Source organism: Microbacterium sp. Kw_RZR3 (genome assembly GCF_029222405.1).
Taxonomy (GTDB): domain Bacteria; phylum Actinomycetota; class Actinomycetes; order Actinomycetales; family Microbacteriaceae; genus Microbacterium.
On record NZ_JARHXC010000191.1, the window covers coordinates 1 to 5,152 of the forward strand.

Consider the following 5,152-nt stretch of genomic DNA (forward strand, 5'->3'; position numbering starts at 1 on the left):
GACGTTCGTCGCTCTCGGGATCGGTGGACTCGGGGTCGCCAGCCTCGTTCTCGATCGCGACGTCATCCCTGTGACGGGTCTCGGCCCGATCCCCGGGGTCATCGGCCTCGTGGTCGCCACAGCGCTGTTCGCCGGCGTCCTGCTCTGGGGGCTCCGAGCGGAGCCGCCCGGGTATCTCACCGCGGTCCCGTGCGGTCTCGGCGCCTACGTGGGGGAGCTCGCGGGGATCGTCGTGGGAGGCCTGTTCAGCGGGGCGGACCCCGCGCGGGCGGTCGCCGCGGCCGGGACCGTCGCCCTCGGCTGGCCCGGGGCCGTGCTCGCGGCCGCTGCGCTGCTGGCGGCGGTGTTCGGGGTGTTCCTCGTGCGCGTGCGGACCGAGCGCCCGCGGTGGACCTGGGAGGACGAAGACGACGACACCCCCTGATCGTCGCCGGGGCGCGGGTGTGACGCGCGGGAGACACGATGATCCCCGCTGCCCGGGCGTGTCGGTCTAGCGTAGGAGTGTGGAGCGGTCGCTCGAGACCCAGGTAGGCCAGGCGGTGGACGCCTGGCTGAAATGGCTGCCCCGGTGGGAGCCCGCGAACCACCGCGGCCGCATCGCGCCGTGTCGTCGGTGCTTCGGATCCCCGGTCCTCTCCGCGGCGGGTCTCGGTTCCGACGTGCCCCACGGCGTCCAGCACGGTCTGTCCACGCGCGTGAAGACGATCGTCGATCACGCCGTCGCCGAGTACACCGCACGCAACCTCCCGATGCTGCAGGCCGAACTGGACCAGCAGGCCGAGCGAAACCGCCGTCGCTCGTACCGTCCGGCGGAAGGCCTCGAGCCCGAGTTCGAGGGGTTGCCGCTCGACCCGGAGCCCGAGCCCGGAGCGCCGTTCCTCTTCACCCTCACCGGCCTGGCCGCCGAAGAAGACGCGGTGATCCCCGCCCTCCCACCGCTGTCGGATGCCGCGAAGGCGGCGCTGCGTCAGGAGGTCGGTCTCGCCGACGATTACGCGAACATGATCGGCCGCGAGGTGTGCACGATCCTGCTGCACCACCGCCTGCGCATCCAGGGTGCGATCGCCGAATACGTGGAGCCGCAGGTGGCGGCGATGCTCGACGAACTGACGCGTTCCCTCGATGCGCCGTTCGATCCGCGCGACCCCGGCGACGCGGCATCCTGAGCTTGTCCACAGCCCCCGGGATCCCGGAGGCGCCTTTGTTAGCATTGCCGGGTTGTCCGCCCGGCCAGACGCGGGCGCGTCGTCCGGGAGGGGGCACCATGCCGCAGCGCCTCCCCTCGTCGCCGCCGATCCTGCCCGGGCTCGCGTACATCCGTCCGCTCGGCTCCGGGGGCTTCGCCGACGTCTTCCTCTACGGGCAGGACATGCCGCGCCGCGAGGTGGCGGTCAAGGTCCTCCCGAGCGACGTGCGCGACCCCGACCTCCGGCGCATGTTCAACGCCGAGGCCGACGTGCTCGCGCACCTCTCGGCGCACCCCTCGATCGTCACCGTGTACCAGGCCGGGATCTCCGCTGACGGCCGGCCCTACATCGTCATGGAGTACTGCCCGGGGTCGCTCGCCCAGCGCTATCGGGTCGAGCGCATCCCCGTCCCCGAGGTCCTCGCCATCGGCGTGCGCATGGCCGGAGCCCTCGAGTCCGCTCATCACGCGGGTCTCGTGCACCGCGACGTGAAGCCGAGCAACATCCTCATCACGACGTTCGGGGCGCCGGTCCTCGCCGACTTCGGGATCTCGTCGTCGCTGGTGCGTCAGAACGCCGATGAGATGCTCGCGATGTCGGTGCCCTGGAGCGCCCCCGAGGTGATCGCCGAGCAGACCGCCGGCACCGTCTCGAGCGAGGTCTGGAGTCTCGGGGCGACCGTCTACTCGCTCCTGGCCGGGCACAGTCCCTTCGAGCGTCGTGAGCGCGGGCAGAACTCGCGCGAGCAGCTGCGTCGTCGCATCGCGCGAGCGTCGTACACCGAGATCTCCCGCTCCGACGTGCCGCCGTCCCTGCAGGCCGCGCTCGCCCGCGCGATGACACGGAACCCGCAGGACCGGCATCCGAGCGCGCGCGCTCTCGGCGAAGATCTGCAGCACGTGCAGACCGAGCTCGGCCTCGCCGCGACCCCTCTCGAGGTGCCCAGCGCCGCGTGGTCGCCGTCGGCCGGGATGGTCGACTTCTCCGACACGGCGCTGCGTGGGCCCACGCGCTCGCGCATCGAGCGCGCGGGCGCGCGCAAGGTCCGCGACCGCTCGGGCGTGACGGGTCTCGCCCGCGACGAAGACACCGACATCTCGGCTCCGGGGGCGGCGTCGCACCGCGCCCTGCCGTGGGCGCTCGCCGGAGCGACGGTCGTCGCCGCGGGCGCCGTGGTCGTCGCGGCGCTGTACGCCACGGGGGTGCTGTGATGCGGCGACGCACGGTCGTCGGTCTCGCCTCCACACTCGCGGCTGCGGCTCTCGTGATCACGGCGAGCGTCGTCTGGCCCGGCCTCGACGCCCAAGAGACCCCCGAGGTCGACACCTCGGTCTGGGCGCTGCAGACCGGAGAGGGCCAGCGATATGCCCGGGTCAACACCTCGGTGGGCGAGCTCGACACCGTGCGCTCGGCCGGAAACCCCAGCGAGGTCGCGCAGAGCCCAGACGGTGCGTACCTCTTCACCGACAGCTACAGCAAGCTCTCGCGCATCGACGAGGCCCAGCCGGCCGACCTGCAGGAGGAGCAGCTCTCCTCGGCCCCCGACACCCCCGCGGGCACGACCTCGGTGGTCACGGCGGGCGACTTCGTCGTGTACCGCACCGACACCGGCACGCTGTTCACCGGGCGACTGAGCGAGGCCGGGCAGGCGGCATCCGAACTCGATCCGTTCGGCTCCGCCGGCGGCGACTCTCCGTCGTACACCGCGGATGCCATCGCCCTCGACGACCGTGGAATGCTCTTCGCGTACTCCTCGGCGGACGGTTCCGTCATCCGCTACGACATCGCCGCCGATGAGGTGCGCGCGCGCGACGCGCTCGCCGTCGAGGTGTCCACCCCGCTCCTCTCGGCGGCCGGAGACACCTGGGTTCTCGTCGATGGCGACGCCGGGCGCGTGTGGGTGCGCGGGGCCGACCCGGTCGACGTCGCCGTGGTCGACCAGGCCGTCGTCAGCTCTCCCGATTCCGCGGGCAGTGCCGTCTACCTCGCCGATGAGCAGTCGCTGTGGGCGATTCCCGTCGACGGTTCCGGGCCGAACCGCGAGGTGGGAGGCGGTGGCACCGTGCTCGGTCAGCCCGCGAAGCCCCTCTCCCGCGGGGGCGTCGCGTACGCGGCGTGGCTGCTCCCCGGCGAGGCCGGCGGAACGCTCTGGCGTTCCGACGCGGGCGAGACGCCGCTCGATTACGCAGGGGGAACGCTTCCTGATCAGCGTCGTCCGGTGTTCGTCGCGACCGACCACGCCGTGATCCTGAATGAGACGCGCAGCGGCTGGGTGTGGACCGTCCCGAACGGCGCGCTCGTCGCGTCGAGTCAGAACTGGAGCCTCGACGACCGGACGGAGCAGGCCGCGGTCCAGAGCGACGAGCAGCTCAGCGTCGTTCTCGATCCCAAGCCCCCGATCGCGGAGCCGGACGCGTTCGGCGTGCGGGCGGGCCGCCTCGTCACCCTTCCGGTCCTGCTGAACGACCACGACCCCAACGACGACGTGCTGAGCATCGTCGGCGAGAGCGTCACGGGTCTGGATCCCGGCTTCGGTGAGCTCAGTCTCACCGACGACGATCAGCGCCTCGCGGTGCGCGTGCGTCCCGAGGCGACCGGCACGGCGACGTTCTCGTACGCGGTGACCGATGGCACGACGCCCGACGGGCTGACATCCGCCCCCACCACCGTCACGCTGACCGTCTCGCCCGAAGCCGCGAACGCCGCCCCCGTGTGGTGCGGTGTCGAGAAGTGCCTCCAGCCCTGGCCCACCCCGGAGGTCGCCCGCGGCGGCACGATCACGGTCCCCGTCCTCCCCGGATGGGTCGATCCGGACGGTGACCCGCTGCTGCTGCTGTCGGTCGACAACCCGGGCGGAGTCGGCAGCGTCACCTCGACCCCCGCGGGCGAGGTCGTCTACCAGCACGCCGACGACGGCTCCGGCGGCGAGCAGACGATCCAGCTCGACGTCACCGTCGCCGACACCCGGGGAGCCGTGGCGACGAAGCCGCTGCTGATCCGTGTCGCCCCCGACCCCGGCCTCGCCGTTCAGTCCTTCGCCGTCGTCGACACGGTGGGGTCGAGCCTCACGGTCGATGTCGGCCCGCACGTGACCGGAACCGCCGGGGCGGTCTCGCTCAGCTCGGTCCGCATCCTCGACGACGCCGCGGCCACCGCGGGTGTCATCGGCGGCAGCACGACCTTCGACTTCACCGCCTCGCAGCCAGGCGTGTACCGGGTCGATTTCACGGTCTCCGACGGGGGACGGGATGCCACGGGCACCGCCCGCATCACCCTCCTGGCCGCGGACGCCCCCGCGCAGTTGTCGACCGCCCCCGTCGTGGCGTTCGTCCGCCCGCAGGAGGACGCCACGCTCGACGTGTTCTCCGCGGTGTCGAACCCGACCGGGCGGGTCCTCCTGCTGAGCGACGTCGTCGCCGCGGCCGAGGACGGCGCCTCGCTCAGCGTCGACACGGTCGGCCAGAACGATCTCCGCGTCTCGGGGAGCACCGCGACGGGCGAAGCCGGCCTTCTGGGCACCGTGACCTACAGCGTGAGCGACGGCACCGACGACGAGGGTGCCCGCGTCACCGGCGAGGCGACGGTGTACCTGCTCCCTCCGGCGCCCGAGATCGCCCCGATCGCGGTCGACGACACCGTCACCGTGCGCGCCGGCGCCCAGGTCGACATTCCGGTGCTCGACAACGACGTGTCGCCCGCCGGCGGACGACCCACCCTCGATCCGGCGAGCGTGAGCGCGCAGCCGGCCAGCGACGCCCTCGCCTTCGCCTCGGGCGGCGTGCTGCGCTACCTCGCGCCGACCACTCCCGGCTCGTACGAAGTGACGTACCGGGTGTACACGACGGGCGCTCCGTCGCTGTGGGACGAGGCGACGGTGCGCATCACCGTCCTCGGCGACGACGCGAACCGCGCGCCGGTGCCCGACACCCTGCAGGGCCGGGTGCTGAGCGGCGGGACGACGACGA

The 5,152-nt window shown here is 72.6% G+C and carries 4 protein-coding genes; all 4 read left to right on the forward strand.

Annotated elements, in window-relative coordinates; translation table 11 throughout:
• On the forward strand, window positions 1-424 hold a 424-nt coding region (locus tag P2P98_RS10155), incomplete at its 5' end, for a hypothetical protein (protein ID WP_275799555.1).
• Window positions 425-503: 79 nt separating this feature from the next.
• Window positions 504-1,166 (forward strand): hypothetical protein, encoded by a 663-nt coding sequence (locus P2P98_RS10160; RefSeq protein WP_058596744.1) that lies wholly within the window; start codon window positions 504-506, stop codon window positions 1,164-1,166.
• A gap of 98 nt (window positions 1,167-1,264) precedes the next feature.
• Complete coding sequence (locus P2P98_RS10165; RefSeq protein ID WP_275799557.1) at window positions 1,265-2,398, forward strand: serine/threonine-protein kinase; 1,134 nt, start codon at window positions 1,265-1,267, stop codon at window positions 2,396-2,398.
• On the forward strand, window positions 2,398-5,152 hold a 2,755-nt coding region (locus P2P98_RS10170), incomplete at its 3' end, for an Ig-like domain-containing protein (protein WP_275799559.1). The genes P2P98_RS10165 and P2P98_RS10170, both read left to right, overlap by 1 nt.

Coding starts and splice junctions, on each gene's coding strand:
- P2P98_RS10165 (WP_275799557.1), top strand. CDS start 1,265: ATGCCGCAGCGCCTCCCCTCGTCGCCGCCGATCCTGCCCGGGCTCGCG.